At 40.1% G+C, this 17,439-nt stretch carries 16 protein-coding genes, 1 tRNA gene and 1 pseudogene; 12 read left to right on the top strand and 6 right to left on the bottom strand.

What is annotated here, in order from left to right; all coding sequences use genetic code 11:
• Positions 1-82: 82 nt before the first annotated feature.
• Together ISX59_RS13865 and ISX59_RS21265 are read right to left on the bottom strand one after the other, a co-directional pair.
• Positions 83-1,303: a site-specific integrase gene (locus ISX59_RS13865; protein WP_044300734.1), complete on the bottom strand. Its 1,221-nt coding sequence runs from the start codon at positions 1,301-1,303 to the stop codon at positions 83-85.
• Positions 1,304-1,682: 379 nt separating this feature from the next.
• Positions 1,683-2,177, bottom strand: a complete 495-nt coding sequence (locus tag ISX59_RS21265) for an AraC family transcriptional regulator (RefSeq protein WP_234191022.1) — start codon at positions 2,175-2,177, stop codon at positions 1,683-1,685.
• A gap of 1,287 nt (positions 2,178-3,464) precedes the next feature.
• Between ISX59_RS21265 and ISX59_RS13855 the strand changes: the two genes are divergently transcribed.
• On the top strand, positions 3,465-4,001 hold the full coding sequence (locus ISX59_RS13855) for a GNAT family N-acetyltransferase (RefSeq protein ID WP_005807885.1): 537 nt from the start codon (positions 3,465-3,467) through the stop codon (positions 3,999-4,001).
• Here ISX59_RS13855 and ISX59_RS13850 read toward each other — a convergent pair.
• Positions 3,993-5,282 carry an MATE family efflux transporter gene (locus ISX59_RS13850; RefSeq protein WP_005807887.1) on the bottom strand — a complete coding sequence of 430 codons (1,290 nt, stop codon included), beginning with the start codon at positions 5,280-5,282 and terminating at the stop codon, positions 3,993-3,995. The genes ISX59_RS13855 and ISX59_RS13850 overlap by 9 nt on opposite strands.
• 310 nt (positions 5,283-5,592) lie before the next feature.
• On the opposite strand from ISX59_RS13850, the gene ISX59_RS13845 reads away from it, so the two are divergent.
• From ISX59_RS13845 to ISX59_RS13830, 4 genes and pseudogenes are all read left to right on the top strand, one after another.
• Positions 5,593-5,919 carry a cupin domain-containing protein gene (locus ISX59_RS13845; RefSeq protein WP_005807889.1) on the top strand — a complete coding sequence of 109 codons (327 nt, stop codon included), beginning with the start codon at positions 5,593-5,595 and terminating at the stop codon, positions 5,917-5,919.
• A 733-nt stretch (positions 5,920-6,652) separates the two neighbouring features.
• Positions 6,653-7,510, top strand: a complete 858-nt coding sequence (locus ISX59_RS13840; protein WP_032536800.1) for a GyrI-like domain-containing protein — start codon at positions 6,653-6,655, stop codon at positions 7,508-7,510.
• A gap of 701 nt (positions 7,511-8,211) precedes the next feature.
• Complete coding sequence (locus tag ISX59_RS13835; protein ID WP_220575989.1) at positions 8,212-9,096, top strand: SDR family NAD(P)-dependent oxidoreductase; 885 nt, start codon at positions 8,212-8,214, stop codon at positions 9,094-9,096.
• 363 nt (positions 9,097-9,459) lie between these two features.
• Positions 9,460-9,606 (top strand): annotated as a pseudogene (locus ISX59_RS13830) (IS5/IS1182 family transposase); the annotation flags it as partial.
• 207 nt (positions 9,607-9,813) lie between these two features.
• On the opposite strand, the gene ISX59_RS13825 reads toward ISX59_RS13830, so the two are convergent.
• A tRNA-Thr gene (locus ISX59_RS13825) sits at positions 9,814-9,887 on the bottom strand.
• Between the two features lie 307 nt (positions 9,888-10,194).
• Between ISX59_RS13825 and ISX59_RS13820 the strand changes: the two genes are divergently transcribed.
• The 6 genes from ISX59_RS13820 (at position 10,195) to ISX59_RS13795 (ending at position 14,660) form a co-directional block, all read left to right on the top strand.
• Positions 10,195-10,743 carry a DUF4199 domain-containing protein gene (locus ISX59_RS13820; protein WP_032530334.1) on the top strand — a complete coding sequence of 183 codons (549 nt, stop codon included), beginning with the start codon at positions 10,195-10,197 and terminating at the stop codon, positions 10,741-10,743.
• Positions 10,744-10,769: 26 nt separating this feature from the next.
• A complete protein-coding gene (locus ISX59_RS13815) occupies positions 10,770-11,723 on the top strand; it encodes a glycosyltransferase family 2 protein (RefSeq protein ID WP_005782616.1) in 954 nt (317 codons plus the stop codon).
• Positions 11,724-11,747: 24 nt separating this feature from the next.
• On the top strand, positions 11,748-12,275 hold the full coding sequence (locus ISX59_RS13810) for a DUF6452 family protein (RefSeq protein ID WP_005807901.1): 528 nt from the start codon (positions 11,748-11,750) through the stop codon (positions 12,273-12,275).
• Positions 12,232-12,984 (top strand): DUF6048 family protein, encoded by a 753-nt coding sequence (locus tag ISX59_RS13805; RefSeq protein ID WP_005782620.1) that lies wholly within the window; start codon positions 12,232-12,234, stop codon positions 12,982-12,984. The genes ISX59_RS13810 and ISX59_RS13805 overlap by 44 nt, the downstream gene beginning before the upstream one ends.
• 4 nt (positions 12,985-12,988) lie before the next feature.
• A complete protein-coding gene (locus ISX59_RS13800; RefSeq protein ID WP_005782622.1) occupies positions 12,989-13,573 on the top strand; it encodes a manganese efflux pump MntP family protein in 585 nt (194 codons plus the stop codon).
• A 70-nt stretch (positions 13,574-13,643) separates the two neighbouring features.
• Positions 13,644-14,660 (top strand): FAD:protein FMN transferase, encoded by a 1,017-nt coding sequence (locus ISX59_RS13795; protein ID WP_022011357.1) that lies wholly within the window; start codon positions 13,644-13,646, stop codon positions 14,658-14,660.
• Positions 14,661-14,734: 74 nt separating this feature from the next.
• On the opposite strand, the gene ISX59_RS13790 is transcribed toward ISX59_RS13795, so the two are convergent.
• Both ISX59_RS13790 and ISX59_RS13785 read right to left on the bottom strand, forming a co-directional pair.
• Positions 14,735-15,103 (bottom strand): DMT family protein, encoded by a 369-nt coding sequence (locus ISX59_RS13790; RefSeq protein ID WP_005782624.1) that lies wholly within the window; start codon positions 15,101-15,103, stop codon positions 14,735-14,737.
• 14 nt (positions 15,104-15,117) lie between these two features.
• A complete protein-coding gene (locus tag ISX59_RS13785; RefSeq protein WP_005782625.1) occupies positions 15,118-15,867 on the bottom strand; it encodes an ATP-binding protein in 750 nt (249 codons plus the stop codon).
• A gap of 139 nt (positions 15,868-16,006) precedes the next feature.
• On the opposite strand from ISX59_RS13785, the gene ISX59_RS13780 reads away from it, so the two are divergent.
• The gene (locus ISX59_RS13780) at positions 16,007-17,434 is read left to right on the top strand and encodes a tetratricopeptide repeat protein (RefSeq protein ID WP_165016685.1); all 1,428 of its coding nucleotides are present in this window, start codon (positions 16,007-16,009) and stop codon (positions 17,432-17,434) included.
• The last annotated feature ends 5 nt before the right edge of the window (positions 17,435-17,439 follow it).

The raw sequence follows: 17,439 nt of genomic DNA, 5'->3' as shown, positions 1-17,439 counted from the left end.
ATCCTATGATTTTGCTAATTGCATCTCTATTATAGAATAGAGTGTTATAAAACACACCTTTTTAAAATAAGATGACTCTGCATTATAATAAACTGTTGATCAAACCATTGATTCTCTCCAGATTAGTCCGATCGAGTTCTTTAAGATATACCAAGGTCATTTCTTCTTTCGTGTGGCCTAAACCGGTGCTGATTGTAGCAACGGGTGCGCCATATTCCCTCGCCAATGTTGCCCAAGTATGACGAGCCGTATATGTTGTCAGTGACGGAGCAATCCCCAATTTTTCGGATATGGTTTTCAGGTGCCTGTTTGTCCGCCCCAAAGCTACGCGGTATTGTTCATATTCGTTTTTATCCGTTTGAGGGTTAATCACAGGTTTGATTATAGGGAATACATAGTTATCCACATTCTCTTTATTAATCCCGTATTCATCCAGAATAGCCTGAATCTGGGGAGTAATTGTTATCTGAATAGTCTGTTTTGACTTATGCCTCCTATAGTTTATTGAATTTCCACAAATATTTTTCCATCTTAAAAAAATAATGTCTACAAAAGCCATTCCTTGGGCATAGAAGCCGAATAAAAAGAGAGCCCGGGATTGCATCAGTTCCGGATTCGATTCAAGTTCGAATTGCGTTAACCGCAACATCTGCTCCTTATCCAAAGCCCGTTTTACGGTTTTGCACGGTTTGGTGCAAACGTCTTTGAACGGATAAGTACATTTGGGCACGAAGCCGTCTTTTACAGCCAGGTTATATAAAGTCCGGAAGTTACGCATATAATATGCCTCCGTATTCTCACTGACTCCATTGCAAGACAAGAAATCCTTGTAGCAGGTTACGAACCGTTGGTTGATCTGGGACATTTTCACCTGCTTTGAGCCGATAAATTTTGCCAGAGAGGAACGTGTGCTGCGATAGGCTGCCGCAATACCATCTTTTTTCATTGACTTTTTCCAGGCTATCTGTGAGTCAATAAAATCTAATAAGATGTATTTCCTCGCAGATTTGTGAGCAACAGCGGAAGCTATGTCATTCACGGTATATTCATCTCCAGCCGCTTCAAGCCGCTTTATCTGCAGATAGAACGATCTGGTCATCTTATGTAGTTCCCGGCTGATCTTGCAATCGGCGTAATTGTTGGAACTGACCTTTTCTAAAACTGGTATAAATTCATTTTCCTTCATACGGTATTTAGTATATACAATCTCTTTTTTCCTCTGGTGAAGAAGTTGGAATACCACAGGGTAACTTCTGTCTTTCAATGCTCTCGATTTGTTTAGCTTTAATTTTACTGTTGCCATAAATTTTAATTTGAGTATAACATAATTAATTTTTCGGCAACAAAGAAAGGTGATTTCGACAAATACGCACAGTACAAGCATCGTCCTTTTTTTATGCTTTAACACCGAGAAAAAAAATATGTCACAAATGTTCTGAACAAGCGCTTTCGGAAACTCTGTTAGGACAAGCGCTGTTCAAAAGGTAATGGCCTGAAATTGGATCCTATCACACCGGTTTTTGCTCATGGATCGAGCAAAACCATCATTGCAGAGTTGCTAATTTGCAACAATCTTCCCAATCGTTTAAGATCACTTCTTAAATTGTTGCAAATATAACCCTATAGATCCACATATAAACTACCAATCAGCGCAGAAATACTGCGAATCAACAACGGGTAATCTATTTAGATATAAGATTGTCTTTATGTCCGTTTCTTACCTGCATCGGAGTCCCCCCTAAATGCTTCTTGCAATAGAAATTAAAGTGTGAGGAGGTGTTAAACTTAAATTCGTACATGATTTGCTTTAATGGAATATCGGGATCCTTTAGTTTCTGAAGGATTTGCTTGACTTTACGTTCTTGCATCCATTTATAAGGGGTTTCATCAAAGTTTTCTTTAAAAAGCTTCTCAAATTGTCTCATACTGTATCCCAACAAGTGAGCTAATTCTTTTGAGGTTTTCACTTTTGAGTAATTACCTAAAATTATTTCGACAAAAAGCGGACTGTTACCCAATGACATATAAAATATCTGTGCTATTTCTTCCTGAGTATAAAAATGCTTGAACAACAGTTGCATTTCTTTGCATTTGAGAAGGTATAGATGGTGACAGTTTATTCCAATATCTACATAGTTTTTAATTTGATAAACCAGACTTTTCATTTCCTCTTTCATAGGAATACCCCGGCATAGGAATTTCACTGTACTTTTCCTCTTGAAAAGTATTTTATTTTTCACATTCGAACATGGAAAAACCGATGCATTGTACCCTGTAAGCATCAGGGTTGTTTTAGTAATTGCTTTCCATTTAAATTTATTATTCTTGGGTAAGAAGAACATTTCATTTTCAGATATAGGACGGTTGATATAGTGATTAAAATCAATGATAATACCTCCCGTAAATAAGAAAACAAAATAATTACTTGTTTTACTGCATAGTTCCAGAGATTCCCCGGCTTTCATTTCGATGTACTGAGGTATAACCTTATAATCCGGAGAATAATAAGGGCATATTAGTTGGTTGGGGCTTAAGTTTTGCATTTATTATATATATATGGGTATATCGCAAGTACATTTACAGTCAGCATACATCTTTTTTCAATAAGGTGCACTCGATATGCTTTTAAAGACAAGCAGCCAATTATCAGAGCTACTGTTTTGTTTGTTTTTCAAGTACTACACATAGCTCCATTATGAAAGGGTCCATCTGATTTATGAACGCAAATATAGATAATAATATTTAATATAAAGAGCTTATAATGACGTTTTTTTCAGAAGCAGTTTCCTTTGACACACACATGATACATTCATTATTAGAATCATAAATTCTCTCTACATTATCTAAATCATGTATTGTTTAGTTTAGAGGTTCTTCTTCAAATTTGGTGGTAAATTCTTTATTTCTTTATTTTCAAGTTGATAATTGTCCTTTTTGCTTGCTTAAAAAAAATAGACACCGGCTGAATAAGATAACTCAAGTTTCAGAAGTGAATTTGCACCGTCTGAACCGATATCTTCATCCTTATACCTTTCTTCAATTAACATTGTTAACGCCTTTTGCAGGTTGTCAGGTTCTTATGTGCAAATAATAAGTCTTTTGCATTTAAAGAACTTGTTATTCACATCCAAAGAACAAGCTTTAACTCTGTGTTAAAACAAAGCTTTTGAGGATAGAAATCTTACTTTTTAAAGATATTGATTTTCAGATGGTTTGTCCTAAAATTCGCTTCTTCACCTCATGGATGGACTCTTCGGAGGAAAGCCGGGATACTTGTTTTTTTGTCAACTATAAACGAGGGCTTACACTTCCGAAATTGAATCCATTGTTTTTCCGGATTTTCCGCCAAAGATATGGTAAATCGGATAATAAAAAAGAGATAGACCGTGCAAGGTTAGAAATAAAAATACCATCTTTGCAGAAGAATCCAATTTCACTGTACTCCAAATATGAATTATAATCTTATGGACACCATCACTTTAAAAACCGAACGCCTCCTTCTCCGACCTTTCCGGGAAACGGACTTACAGGAACTCTTTGAATGCTGCCAGAACCCGAATCTGGGAAATAACGCCGGTTGGGAACCTCACAAAAGTATCGAAGACTCCAAAGAAATCCTGCATACGGTATTTATGGGGAATGAAGGAGTCTTTGCTATGATTCTGAAAGAGAATAATTCTCTGGTGGGTTCTATCGGCATTATTCCCGATCCCAAACGGGAGAATCCCCAGACACGCATGTTAGGATACTGGCTGAAGGAGTGCCATTGGGGAAAAGGAATAGCTTCGGAAGCAGCACACGCCGTATTGGATTATGGATTTAACGTACTGGGGCTGCATTTGATCTCGGCAAACTGCTATCCGCATAATACCCGCTCCCGACATTTGCTGGAACGGCACGGATTTGTATACGAAGGTATCCTCCACGAAGCGGAAACGACTTATGACGGCCATGTATACGATCATTTATGCTTCTACCTGAAAAAGGAAATGTTACGATGACGCCCGCAAATAAAGGACGGACTGGATAGCCAACAAAATCACGAAAAGATATTCCGCCATCAGATAGACAGCCAAAGGGACCCCGGCATATCGGCTCAGCAGATATAAATAGGCCAGATAGACAGCAATCGTTGTCAACTGAAACAGAAAGGCGGTACGGGTTTTTCCCGTACCCGTCACCGCATTGATATACACATATCCCGGCAAGGCAAACACATAATTAAACAGCATCACTATAAAAGGGACGGCTGACATTTCTATCAGTCGGGTACTATCCGTATAAAGCCCGGCAATCTGCCGATGAAAACACGCAGCCAATACTATCAGAGGAAAACCAATTGCATAACCTAACTTCACAATTTTCCGGCAGAGCGGAAACAACAATCGCCTCTCCCCCGCTCCGATCAGGTTACTGACCAGTGCCCCCGTAGTAGCGGCAAACGAATTGACAATAACAAAGAAGACGGTAGAAACGCTCCTTATAATATTGGAAACAGCAAATTGCGCCTCCCCCAACCGTTCAATTGCTACAAAAAACAGAAACCACGGAGCAACGCTGATAAAAGCGTGTAACATGCTCCATAGGGAGAGACGCAGCAGTTCGGCCAACAACCGTTTGTCATATAGGGGTTTAAGTCCGAACTCTCTCCTGTCCACTTCCACCCAAGCATAAACGGCAACGATCAGGAGGGAAGCAGCCTCAGACAGAGAAGAGGCTAAGGCCGCACCTGCTATTCCCTTACCCCAAACAAAAATAAACAGATAGTTGCAGAGGATGTTGACTGAAATAGCCGTCATCGCCGCCCACGACAAAGCATTGGTCCGGGTGATGCCAACATAAAAAGAACGGAAGGCCAGAAACGGGAAAGAGAACAGCAGGCCGAAACATCTCCAATCCAGGTAATCGGTCACGGCACGATAGATCTCAGGCGAGTGAATGAAACACTTCAGGATAAATGGTGAAAAGAAATAAGAAGAGAAGCTCAGAAGGACAGCCAGCGCACTTAAGAAAAACAACCCTTGAAAGAAGGTCCTGCCTGTTCCGGCATAACGCCTCTCACCGTTACGGCGGGCGATCATCACTTGCAGACCCAGACTGAAACCGAATCCCAACATGTAAACAGCGAGATAATAGATGCTGGCAAGAGCGGAAGCTCCCAATTCCACTTCACCGACATGTCCTAAAAAAATAGCATCGGTTATATTGATTAACTGTTCCATCAGGATGCTCAGCATCACAGGATAATTGATAAGTCCTATTTGTCGATAAGTATAATTCATTGCTTAATTGAATGAAAACGGCACATTCAGGTATCAAACAGACATACGAGTCCGGTTGTACCTATATGCACGTAACGGGTAAATAAACGGATATAAAAAACTCGGGGAAAGACGCCGGAGCATCTGTCCGATAGCTGAATAGCTTTATAAATCGGGAGCTATTCGTTGAGCGTAGCTATATGCAGAGTTTCATTCGGAAGATCAATGACTTAATAATGAATATGCGGCAAAGGTAGAAAAAAGAAACAGATAAACAATCTTTTTCTTCAAACGTTCTATCTTCGTATCTACTCAAAAAACAATATTGAATATGGAACAGTCTTTTAAAAAGGGAGCCGTACTCCACCTGCCTTCATTAGTGGAATATTCCGAAGGAGGAATTATCAGTAAACAGTTGATCAAGAGTCCTGCCGGGAATATCACTCTATTCTCGTTCGACAAAGGAGAGGGACTTAGTGAGCATCGTGCCCCGTTCGATGCTTTGGTACAAATATTGGAAGGAAGTGCGAATATGATAGTAAACGGTCAGGAGTTTACGGTGAAAGCCGGAGAAAGTATCGTGTTTCCGGCCAACGCGCCGCATGCACTGACAGCTATTGAAAGGTTTAAGATGTTGCTGACAATGATCAAAGAGTAACATCTGGAGGCAAGGCAGCTGTGTACTAATCCATCTTATGAATACTTCGGATATTCCCATATCAAATCATTTTTTGTAAGACGGACTTATTTGTTTATTTTTCAGAAAGGCCCAAAAACTTCAAAAAAGGCAGGAGGAGGCTGAATCGTAAATTATTAAATAGGATATCATTTTGCCCCGAATTCTGAAGTATTGGAAGAAAACTTGTTAAAAGAAGCAATTAAACTGTATCTTGGCTGGCAAGATATATATCTTAGCCGCCAAGATGTATATCTTGCCTGCCAAGATGCACATCTTAGCCGCTAAGATGAAGAGTTCGACGGGGAGACAACAATTTATCCAAGAAACAAAAGAAACTTTAGTAAGGTACGTCCGGGGGTTGGGGGTTAACTTCCGGGCAAGTGAATCCAAGGCCATTTGTCCTGTTTTTTTAGGATGTAAATCCGAGTATACATATCCAATCTTTTATATCAAACTTTTAAACTTAAAACATCCCGTTGACGTATCCTATCGGATTTATTCCCGATTCTTTTTATATCTCTTAAAACCAATTCTGCTCCAAGCCTATGAATACCCGAATAGAAAGTAACCGGCAGCCGCGCTCCCTAAATGAATCCGGCAAGCCCTGTTCCCGAATAAGACCAATCGCATTTTTATTTGTATTCCGCAACATCGGACAAGTCCTTTCTCTCTTTTCACCCTATCTTTGCAGCATTGAAATACCAATTGAATCATGGAAGGAAAAAAGACAACGCAAGAAGAGTATCAGAAGTGTGTGAACGCAGTGGTAGATTATATCAATCTCCACTTAGGTGAAGAAATTGACCTGAGATCACTGGCCAGGATTTCCCATTTCTCTCCTTTTTATTTTCACCGCATCATGAAAGCTTTTTTAGGCGAGCCCGTCGGTACTTTTATCGTCCGGACACGCACCGAGGCCGCAGCCCGCCTATTACGCTACTCATCCGCTCCGATAGCTGATATTGCCTATCGGATCGGATATGCTTCTCCATCCTCTTTCTCCAAAATATTCAAACAGATGTATGGTATCTCACCAACAGAATATCGTAATAATAAAAACTTTGTAATTATGAAACCAGCCATTATCAAACCGGATCTGGAATTGAAAAAGGAAATCAGGGAACTTCCCCAACGAAATGCAATTTATATTCGCCTCTTCGGTGACTATAAACTCAATGACTATGCAGGCACCTGGATACGTCTGATTCAGTTTGTGAAAGAAGAAAAGCTTCCGATGGGAGATCCTTCACCTCTCTGCATCTACCATGATGATCCTAAAGTGACTCCCGCCGGAAAACTTCGGACGGATGTATGTATGTTGTTACCAACAAGCGCAACTCCAAAAGGAAATGTCGGATTCAAACAATTGCCTGCGGGACGTTATGCAACCTTCCTCTACCAGGGGCCATACGATCAGTTACAAGCTGTATATGATACAATTTACGGCAAATATTTACCCGAAATGGAGTGTACCCTGAGAGATGAACCCAGTGCTGAAAGATACCTTAATGATCCTTCATGTACTCTTCCCGAAGAATTATTAACCGAAATCTACATTCCGGTCGAATAAATTCCAAAGAATACAGGTTGGCAAAACATGATGCTACTTTGCCAACCTGTTCACAATCTGGAAATGCCATAAGAAAAGTCAGAACAAGCAAAACACTATAAACCTAAAAACCTAACTATCAACCTCATGATTATCCCAATCTCCCTTAAAGCAATAATGTAAGAATCTTATAAATGCTTCGATAGCATACTGCCTTGGGTAACAAGTTTATTATATTGTTGGCAAGCTTTCTCTGATATATTTTTCGTTTTAGGACGATATCAATCAGCTAAACGATAAAACTCATTTTTAAACAAGTCTCTCTCTCGCTGATGCGAATCTGCAGCATATAGGATAATATCATACATATATATATCAGATTGTCTTTTCCTGCACTGCGTAAGATTCATGAGATGGGTTGAACCCACACCATAAACACTACCAGTTATACTTTGCAATTCATCCACAACAACACCTGTAAATCAATGTCCGGAAACATGATTTCACACAATGTTTCTCAAAAGTATTTTTCACTTGCTTTCCTATAACAGAAAAACGCACTATCTTTGTATTCGTTCAGCGAAGAAAAAGAAGGGCAAAACGGACTTTTCTACCATTTAAGTTTCAAACTATTGGTAATCAATTAGTCCAATATGCAGCATCGGTGCAAATAAACAACCTAAGAATCATTACCCTATACCCAATTTGAATACCTAAATATTATGGCAGACAATTATATCGAAAGACAATACGAGCAATACGAAGCCAGAAAAGCGGCTTGGGAAAAAGCACGCAAATATGGCAAAAAGAAAACGAATATCACTCACTCTGCTAAAACGGAACAAGCGGCTCAAACGACAACAGAGCCCCATAATCATAAAAGAGTATTTGTAACGGGAGGAGCCAATGGAATTGGTAAAGCTATTGTAGAAATATTCTGTAAAAGTGGGTACCGGGTGGCATTTTGTGACAAAGACGAAATAGCAGGAAAGCGTACTGCAGAAGAAACAGGAGCCATTTTCCATCAAGTTGACATAAGTGACAAGGATATGCTTGAACACTGCATGCAACGCATCATTGAGGAATGGGATGACATTGATGTCTTAATCAATAACGCAGGCATCAGCGACTTCTCTCCTATCACTGAAACAAGCGTAGAAGATTTCGACAGGATTCTATCCATTAATCTACGCCCGGTATTTATTACTTCACACTTCATGGCTGTCCACCGTCAATCACAAACAACACCCAATCCGTACGGAAGAATCATCAACATCTGCTCTACCAGATATTTAATGAGTGAATCCGGCAGCGAGGGGTATGCAGCCTCTAAAGGGGGAATCTATTCACTAACACATGCGTTAGCCTTGTCACTTGCTCAATTTCATATCACAGTCAATTCTATTGCGCCGGGCTGGATACAAACCCATGACTACGATTGTCTCCGTCCGGAGGATCATGCACAACACCCTTCAAGAAGAGTCGGTAAACCGGAAGATATAGCCCGCATGTGTAGATTCCTTTGTGAAGAAGGAAATGACTTTATCAACGGTGAAAATATCACGATTGACGGAGGGATGACTAAAAAGATGATTTACACAGAATAATATAGTTCCAAACCAAACATACAGAAGTAAAATGGAATATGGTATAATGTACTAAAACCGTCTCCACTTTCCTGCTTCATGATACACTTTATTTTCAAAACAAAGATCGGTCCTTGTCCCTAATTTAAATGATACTCCAAATAAAAAGCTGCCCCCGAAAATCTTCAGGGCACTGAAAAAGCACCCTCGTAAGGATCAGGTTCTTGATTTGTCCAAAGATCTGCTGATCCTTCTAACTAATCGGCAAGACTGTGTCCATAGCAATCGAGAAAGGCATTATGAAATCGAAAGCCATCATAGTTGATGCTACTCATACGGGGGCTCGCAGTTGATCTTTCAAGATATGGAAGACCTTAAAGTATAAGGTATAAAACAGAAGCGAAAAACACGGAACTAAAGCAGGTATTCGGATACGACAGGACATTGTCGTACGGGATCTCTTGTATGCAACCGCAAGGCGCTATGGTCATCTTTGCAGCAAATATCAAGAGGATCTTCAAATTAATTTAAGGGAAGCTGCTTTTTTACATAATTAATCAAGATAAGTGTTTGCCTGTCCATACGAGGCTATCAAGCGTTTCAAGAGCTTGCTTTAAAAAAAATAGAAAAGTCGCCAAGTTAGTATTTCTAACTTGGCGACTCTCACTTTTGCTCTTCAAGAAGGCTGATCTGAAAAAACAGATGGTTTTTCAGTACCGAGATGCTTTTCTTTTTTTGAGCCTCTTGTCGGATTCGAACCAACGACCCCGAGATTACAAATCACGTGCTCTGGCCAACTGAGCTAAAGAGGCAAGTGGGTAAGCTTACTATATCGCGCCGCTACAACCAACTACCTTTGCTGCGATCAAGCCCTGGAGGATTCGAAGGGAGCTGGCCGTATAGGACTTACCCGGGTGCAAAGGTAGGTATTTTTATTAAACCTGCAATAGGGGGCTTGCTTTTTTTTGTAAGGCTCATCAGTAAGCACCTACTTTTCAGAGATTTAAAATCGAAAAAAAAATGTTTTTTTTCTGTCCGGATAGCTTTATTAACTTTAACAGGCATAAATTCCATACCAACCAATATTATTTGTACCTTTGTGCGCTATTTATTAATAAAATGACAGAGAGCAGAAGTAACTTACAAAAATATGCCATGCATTTTGGCACCTATATGGGAGTATACTGGATACTTAAGTTCATTCTATTCCCACTGGGATTATCTATTCCATTTCTTTTATTCCTGTTTTTCGGACTGACTTTAGGAGTTCCGTTTATGGGATATTATTACGCACGTACCTATCGCGACAAAGTATGTGGCGGTTCCATCCGTTTTCTGCAAGCATGGGTATTTATTGTCTTTATGTATATGTTTGCGGCACTCCTTACGGCAGTAGCTCATTATATTTATTTCCGGTTCATCGACCATGGTTTTATTGTAAACACCTATATGGGAATGTTTGACGAATTGACTAATAAAGATGTACCAGGCGTAGAAGGTTATATCGGACAACTCAAAGAAGTGATGGAAATGATCAGTACATTGACACCGATAGACATTACCATGCAACTGATGTCGCAAAATGTGTTCTATGGCAGCATATTAGCCGTCCCCACTGCCTTATTTGTAATGCGAAAGCCCAAATCACCGGAGGTACAACCTCTATAATTTATAATATCTAATTCATATAAAAAATGGATATATCTGTTGTAGTACCGTTGTTCAATGAAGAAGAATCCATCCCGGAACTTTATGCCTGGATTGAGAAAGTGATGAAAGCCAATGGCTTTTCGTACGAAGTTATCTTTGTAAATGATGGTAGTACCGACCGTTCATGGGAGATTATCGAATCACTCCAAAAACAGTCGAGCACAGTAAAAGGTATCAAATTCCGACGAAATTACGGGAAATCACCTGCCCTATATTGCGGATTCGAACGAGCCGAGGGCGATGTAGTAATCACTATGGATGCTGATTTGCAAGATAGTCCCGACGAAATACCGGAACTATATCGCATGATTACCGAAGAAGGGTATGACCTTGTCTCAGGATATAAACAAAAAAGATACGATCCGCTATCGAAAACTTTGCCTACCAAATTATTTAATGCGACTGCACGCAAAGTTTCGGGAATACATAACCTCCACGACTTTAATTGTGGACTGAAAGCTTATCGTAAAGCTGTAGTGAAGAACATCGAGGTATATGGAGAAATGCACCGCTATATCCCTTATCTGGCAAAAAATGCCGGATTTCAGAAGATCGGCGAAAAGGTGGTACATCATCAAGCACGTAAATTCGGAAAGACCAAATTTGGCGGGTGGAACCGTTTCTTCAACGGGTATCTTGACTTAATCTCTCTCTGGTTCCTTTCCAAATTCGGCATTAAGCCGATGCACTTTTTCGGATTGTTAGGTTCACTGATGTTCATACTGGGATTCATCTCAGTGGTTATTGTAGGAGCCAGTAAGTTATACAATATGAATCACGGCATGCCTTACCGCCTGGTAACAGACTCCCCTTATTTTTATCTGTCACTGACTGCCATGATTATCGGAACACAGCTATTCCTGGCTGGTTTCCTTGGTGAACTGATCTCACGAAACGCTCCGGAACGTAACAATTACCTGATAGAAAAAATAATATAATGAATGATAAATGAAACCTGTACGATGAAAAAATTAATAAAACTGATACTCTTCCTGATGATAGCTTACCCACTGACCGGTGCTATCTTTTCTGCTTGCTCGGAAGAGAGCGACTGCTCCATGACCGGACGTCCGATGGTTTATGCCAATATGTATACCATCAATCCGGAAACAAAAGCCGTACTGAACGACACTCTTGACTCTCTGACCGTAACAGCGTTCGGAACTGACTCAATTATCATCAATAATCAAAAAAAGGTTCATGATATCGCCCTTCCTCTACGCTACACAAGTGACTCTACCATTCTTGTGTTTCATTATACCCCCCTGTTAAGAGATACAATGGTTATCCGACAAACCAATACTCCCTACTTCCAATCTATGGATTGTGGATACAGTATGAAACAAAACATTATCAGTATTCATCCGATCGATTATACAGATACCAATAAAAAGAAATATCATAGCATAGACTCCATATATATCAAATCAAATGCAGCTAACATTAATGGAACAGAAAATCTTAAAATATTCTACCGCTACAATCGTTAGTCTGCTGTGTCTTGCATTCAGTCTTCCGCTCCATGCACAACAACAAAGACCGAATGCACGTCCCTCCACTAAAGAGAAAGCTAAAGAGGAGATAAAAGTGGATACGATTCCATTTTATAATGGTACGTATGTAGGTGTAGACTTATTTGGGTTAGGCAGTAAACTACTTGGAGGGGATTTTCTAAGTTCCGAAGTAAATGTACGGGTGAACTTAAAAAGGAAATTTATCCCCACAGCAGAAATAGGTTTCGGACAGACAGATACTTGGAGCGATAATGGTATCCATTACAAAAGTGCAGCCCCTTACTTCCGTATCGGAGTAGATTATAATGTCGTTAAAGAATATTTGTATGTGGGACTGCGTTATGGATTCAGCAGTTTCAAATACGACATCTCAAGTACACCCTTTTCCGACCCTATTTATGGCGGAAGTATGGCCAATCCGGGGTTAATAGACGGTATCTGGGGAGGAAGTGTACCTTATCATTACAATGGACTAAAATCCAATATGCAATGGCTTGAGTTAGTAGCCGGAGTAAACGTTCAAATCTATAAAAGATTCTATATGGGATGGACCTTACGCTTTAAGTTCAAGACCTCGGCTTCAGTCAACGAACATGGAAATCCATGGTATGTACCGGGTTTCGGTGAATATGACTCTTCAAACATAGGTATCACATATACCCTGATTTATAAACTACCATTTTAACGACATGACAGGATTAGAAATTTGGCTGCTTGCAATTGGTTTAGCGATGGACTGTCTCGCTGTCTCTATTGCAAGCGGTATTATTTTAAAACGTATCCAATGGCGGCCTATGCTCGTCATGGCATTCTTTTTTGGACTTTTTCAAGCTATAATGCCTCTATTAGGGTGGCTGGGAGCAAGTACATTCAGTCATCTTATTGAATCGGTTGATCATTGGATCGCCTTTGCCATCTTGGCTTTCCTGGGAGGACGGATGATTAAAGAATCCTTTAAAGAAGAAGATTGTTGCCAAAGATTTAATCCGGCAAGCTTGAAAGTTGTGATAACAATGGCTATAGCAACCAGCATTGACGCATTGGCTATAGGAGTGTCTTTCGCTTTCCTGGGTATTAAGAGTTGCTCGTCCATCCTTTACCCGGTGGGCATTATCGGATTTGTCTCCTTTCTGATGTCTCTTATAGGACTCATCTTCGGCATCCGCTTTGGATGTGGTATTGCCCGAAAGCTCCGTGCTGAATTATGGGGAGGGATTATACTGATCCTTATCGGAACCAAAATATTAATAGAACACTTATTCTTTAATAATTAGCTATCAACCACAAGCCACAAGACTCTGGAAAATCATAAACAGGTTTGTCGCTTGCATACTTTTATTCATTATGGAAAAGAAAACAAGAAAAAGCTTTATTTGGCTGGCTATCCTTCTGCTGGGAACGATCTGGATATTAGCTCAACGCAATAAACAGGTACCTTACAACAGTATCAACGGCCTTGTATTCGGTACTGTATATAATATTACTTACCAATATGACGGTAATCTGAAAACAGAAATTGACGCTGAATTAAAGAGGTTCGACGGTTCCCTCTCCCCTTTCAATGACACGTCTGTTATTACCCGTGTCAACCGTAACGAAGAAATTGTAACGGATACTTTCTTCCAAACCTGTTTCAACAGATCCATGGAAATCTCAGCCGAAACCCAAGGAGCTTTCGATATTACAGTAGCTCCGTTGGCCAACGCATGGGGATTCGGTTTCAAGAAAGGTGCCTTCCCTGACTCAACCATGATAGACAGCCTGCTCCAAATCACAGGCTACCAAAAAGTGAAACTGGAAGATGGCAAAGTAATAAAAGAAGACCCCCGAGTGATGTTAAGTTGCAGTGCAGTGGCCAAAGGTTATTCAGTAGATGTGGTAGCGCGGTATCTGGATAGCAAAGGTATTAAGAACTACATGATCGATATAGGTGGAGAACTGGTCGTAAAGGGACTGAATCCCAAAGATGAAGCATGGAGAATCGGCATTAACAAACCGGTAGACGATTCGTTATCCCTCAATCAAGAGATACAAACAACGCTCAAGTTGACAGATGTCGGCATTGCTACTTCCGGAAACTATCGTAACTTTTATTATAAAGATGGCAAAAAGTATGCCCATACCATCGATCCCCGTACCGGATATCCGGTACAACACAACATTCTTTCGGCAACCGTAGTTGCAGAGGATTGCATGACTGCCGACGCATTGGCTACAGCCTTTATGGTAATGGGATTGGATGAAGCGGAGGCATTTACAAAATCACACCCAAACATAGGTGCTTATTTTATCTACAGTGATGAAAAAGGGGAGTTGAAAAGCTATTTCACAAAAAACATGGAACAATATCTTGATAAATAAAAAGAATATCCCCGGAGAAATATGTATATCCTTTCTCCGGAGATATTCTTTCGGGAGATACCGACGCAAACTGCCTACTTCATAAACACGAAATATACAGCCGCTATCAAACAGACAAAAGCAGCCACATGATTCCAATGTAATGACTCTCCTTTAAACAGTAAAGTAGAAAAGACAGTAAATATGATCAAAGTGATCACTTCTTGTATTATTTTGAGTTGCATTAATGAAAATGGTCCCCCGTTCCCACTAAACCCCAATCTATTGGCCGGAACCTGACAAGAATATTCTGCCAGCGCAATGACCCATGAAAACAAAACCACGCCATACAGAGGCCAATTACTGATCATTTTTGTCTCCTGCAGTTTCAGATGCCCATACCAGGCAAAAGTCATAAAAATATTGGAAACAATCAATAACGAAATTGCATAAACACCTTTCATACTTATATTTGAAATTAAAATTCTACTTCTTTAGGCAGTAACTCTTCCTGTACATTCGTCATGCTTCCCCAAAGGCTATATCGGGCTTCCGGATTCATCTTTTCCAATTGGCGGAGTATTCCTTTCATATCACTACGGCTCGACTGCGATTCATATGGACAGTTTTTTACTTGCTTCCTGTATCCACGTATCTGCGCGAGTTCCAGCAAGTCTGCTTCGTGCACCAGACACATCGGACGAATAATAGTCATATCAAACTTATTCATTACTAACCGTGGAGGCATTGTGCTGAATGCTCCTTGATATGTAATATTCATCAATAGTGTTTCCAGAATATCGTCCATGTGATGTCCGAGAGCAATCTTATTGCACCCCTGTTCTTTGGCAACTGTAAACAAGGCTTTTCTCCGATTCCACGAACAAAGAAAGCAAGGAGATTTGCGGGTATCAGTAGAAGGATCAAATGAGGTTTCATAAACAACCAACGGAACTCCATAACTTTCAGCATGTGCACGAAGATAATCCAAATCACTCTGATAGGGAATATTCTTCATAACCACATGTACTGCCACCACCGAAAAACGAGGTTTGAAAATACGTGAACGCTTACCTAATAATTCCACCAATGCCAAAGAATCTTTCCCTCCCGAAAGACCGACAAGCACTTTATCTCCCTCTTCTATCAGTCCATATTGAACTATCCCTTTATTAAACCGTTTTTCGATACGCCGAATGGTTTTCTCTTCTTCCGTAATCTGTGCCATAACTCTTTTAAAAATCGGCTGCAAAAGTAAGAGAAAAGAATGATTTAAAGAAGAATTAACATAATAGAAGAAGAGAAAAAAGGTTTATTTCCAATTAATTTGTATTTTTGAACTTCCGAATAATAACCCGAGACCATTTATGAAGAAAAAAAATATTCTATTCTTTCTATTATGCTTTCTCCTGACAAGCGTATCGGCACAAACCTTGGAACAAGCAAGGGCCATGTACGGTAAAGGACAATATGCTGAAGCCAAACCCGTTTTCCAGAAATATGTTAAATCGCAACCGGCAAACGGTAATTATAATCTATGGTATGGCGTATGTTGTCTTAAAACCGGTGATGCAGCCGAAGCGTTGAAGTATCTGGAAACTGCAGTAAAAAAGCGAATTCCGAGTGGGCAGCTGTACCTTGCGCAAACTTACAATGATCTATACCGGTTTCAGGATGCGGTAGACTGCTATGAAACATACATAGCTGACCTATCAAAACGGAAGAAACCCACAGAAGAAGCGGAACAACTGCTGGAAAAGGCAAAAGGAAATCTTCGCATGCTGAAAGGAGTAGAAGACGTGTGTGTCATCGATAGCTTTGTAGTAGACAAGGTCGACTTCTTGAAAGCTTATAAAATAAGTGAAGAGGCAGGTAAACTTTTCACTTACAATGATTATTTCAAAACCAAAGGTTATCATCCGGGAACGGTTTATGAAACAGAAATCGGAAATCGCATTTATTACAGCGAACAAGGAGAAGAAAACCTGAATATCCTGTCCAAGACCAAAATGTTGGATGAATGGAGTCAAGGGAAACCACTTCCGGGAAGTATTAATGCCTCGGGAAACGCCAATTACCCATACGTATTGTCGGATGGAGTGACTATCTATTATGCTTCCGACGGTGATGGTTCTATGGGAGGATACGATATTTTTGTGACCCGATATAACACTAATACTGATACCTATCTGGTTCCGGAAAATGTAGGAATGCCTTTCAACTCTCCTTACAACGATTATATGTATGTCATCGATGAATACAATAATCTGGGATGGTTCGCTTCCGACCGTCACCAACCCGAGGACAAGGTTTGTATATACGTTTTCGTACCCAATGAATCCAAACGGACTTATAATTACGAAGCAATGAATCCGGAAGAAATAATCGGGTTAGCTCAACTCCATTCTTTGGAGAGTACCTGGAAAGATCAGAAAATAGTGGATAATGCCCGCCAACGCCTTGAAGCAGCTATTAACCACAAACCTGACATACAACAAAACTTCGATTTTGAGTTTGTTATTGACGACCATTCTACCTATCATCATTTGACGGATTTCAAATCTCCTAAAGCCAAACAACTGTATTTGAAATACGAACAGATGGAGAAAGACTACCGTCAGCAAACTAACAAACTAACTAACCAACGTGAGGGATTTGCACGGTCTAACAAAGACGAACAAACGAAAATGGCTCCGGCTATCCGTGATCTTGAGAAAAGGATATTCCAAATGTCGAAAGAACTGGATAAACAGGCTATCGAAGTCCGGAACGCAGAAAAACAAAATTTAAAATAACCCAA

Origin of the sequence: Bacteroides sp. FSHCM14E1, assembly GCF_019633785.1 — a bacterium.
GTDB lineage: Bacteria > Bacteroidota > Bacteroidia > Bacteroidales > Bacteroidaceae > Bacteroides > Bacteroides hominis.
The sequence above is the reverse complement of the archived record's forward strand: the minus strand, read 5'-3'. Positions and strand labels throughout refer to the sequence as shown.